We start from the raw sequence: 1,908 nt of genomic DNA on the forward strand, positions 1-1,908 counted from the left end.
CGTTTAATCAAGTCAGTCCCGATGAAAAAATTTTCACCCCCACAGATGAAAGAGGTTTCTTTCCCTACACCCCACACCCTACACCCTACACCCTCTTTCAAGACAGGACAGGAGGCAAAAAGGGAATCATTGGCTAGAAAGAGGCGATGGGATGTTATTATTTAAAGCCGATTCCCCGGAAGCAGCCGAATCGATCATCGGGCAGCATCCCCTGGCGAATAGTAGTGGAATAGGCTATTAAAGGAGTGAACCCTGTGCAAATATTCACAACAATCCCCGGTTTACGCACTTTTTTGGCTGATTATCGCCATGATCGCAGCATTGCCCTCGTGCCAACCATGGGCGCTCTCCATAAAGGTCATGCTAGTCTAATTCGACGCGCAGTGACGGAAGCGGAGGTAACTGTGGTCAGTATTTTTGTTAATCCTCTACAATTTGGCCCCACAGAGGATTTTTCTCGCTATCCCCGCAGCCTTGACAGCGATCGCCAACTGTGTGAATCTTTGGGAGTTGCTGCTATTTTTGCTCCCAGTGCGGAAACTTTAGGAATTGGTAATTCTGAGGAGATAACCGCAGTTGTTCCCCCGATTTCTCTGACTAGCGGGTTATGTGGTGCTTTTCGTCCGGGACATTTTCAGGGAGTAGCCACAATTGTCACGCGGTTGTTTAATATTATTGCACCGACGATCGCCTATTTTGGCGAAAAGGATGCCCAACAGTTAGCGATTATCCGGCAATTAGTCAGGGATTTAAATTTAGCGATCGAGATTCGCGCTTGTGCTACAGTGCGAGAAACATCGGGATTAGCAGTTAGTTCTCGCAATCAGTATCTATCGGCCGCAGAAAGGGAAAAAGCGACAATTATCGTCAAAAGTTTGCAATTAGCTCTCGAAAGTTTTCGTTTAGGGGAAAGACAAAGGGAAAAATTACTGGCTATTGTGCAAAAAAATCTCGACAGAGTGCCAGAATTTCGCCCTCAGTATCTGGATTTAGTCCATCCCCAGAGTTTACAACCGATCGAGCAGATCGAGACAGAGGGCTTATTAGCGATCGCCGGATCGATCGGTCAAACCCGTTTAATTGATAATATAATCTTGCGTCAACGTCGGCCAGTTATCGCTATTGATGGACCTGCTGGAGCGGGAAAATCGACGGTAACGCGCTTAGTAGCGGAAAAATTGGGGTTAACCTATCTCGATACCGGTGCGATGTATCGCGCGGTGACATGGTTAGTGGTGAATTCCGGTCTGGATTTGTCCGCAGAAGCGGCCATCGCCGAGTTATTATCTTTAGCGAAGATAGCAATAATTCCGGCCGATAATCCCGAAAATGTGACTATAGTGAAGATTAACGGGCAGGATGTGACTTTAGAGATTCGCTCTCCCGCAATTACCTCGCAAGTGTCCAGAATTGCCGCTCAAAAAGCGGTGCGACAGCAGTTAGTCACCCTGCAAAGACAGATGGGAATGTCGGGGGGAATAGTTGTGGAAGGTCGGGATATTGGTACTAATGTTTTCCCAGAAGCGGAATTAAAGATTTTCTTGACAGCGACACCCGAAGAAAGAGCCAGAAGGAGATTAAAAGACTTAGAAGCGCAGGGAAATGGGGGGATTAGTCTCGCAGAATTAACCCAAGAGATTGAAAAAAGGGATTATTTGGACAGTAATCGCTCCCTAGCACCCCTGCGAAAAGCCGCAGATGCGATCAAAGTTAATACCGATCATCTCACTATTACAGAAGTCACAGAAAAAATCATTGCTCTTTATCATCAAGGAGAAGAAAATCAATGGAGAAGCCTCTAGTTTTTTTAGATACTGATGTTTTGATTTCTTATCTACGAGGAGATCTTGCCAGTGTGCATTTATTTGATCGAGAAATACTCGATCGCGTTTGTCTTGCTATTAATGC

1 protein-coding gene is annotated in these 1,908 nt (G+C 45.9%); it reads left to right on the top strand.

Translation table 11 applies throughout. The annotated features are described in order from the left end of the window. Positions 1 to 254 precede the first annotated feature (254 nt). Positions 255 to 1,802, top strand: coding sequence for a bifunctional pantoate--beta-alanine ligase/(d)CMP kinase (locus PX636_RS17030; protein ID WP_288117982.1), 1,548 nt, complete (start codon positions 255 to 257; stop codon positions 1,800 to 1,802). The last annotated feature ends 106 nt before the right edge of the window (positions 1,803 to 1,908 follow it).

Origin of the sequence: Microcystis sp. M53598_WE2 (assembly GCF_030067735.1) — a bacterium.
GTDB classification, from domain to species: Bacteria; Cyanobacteriota; Cyanobacteriia; order Cyanobacteriales; family Microcystaceae; genus Microcystis; species Microcystis aeruginosa.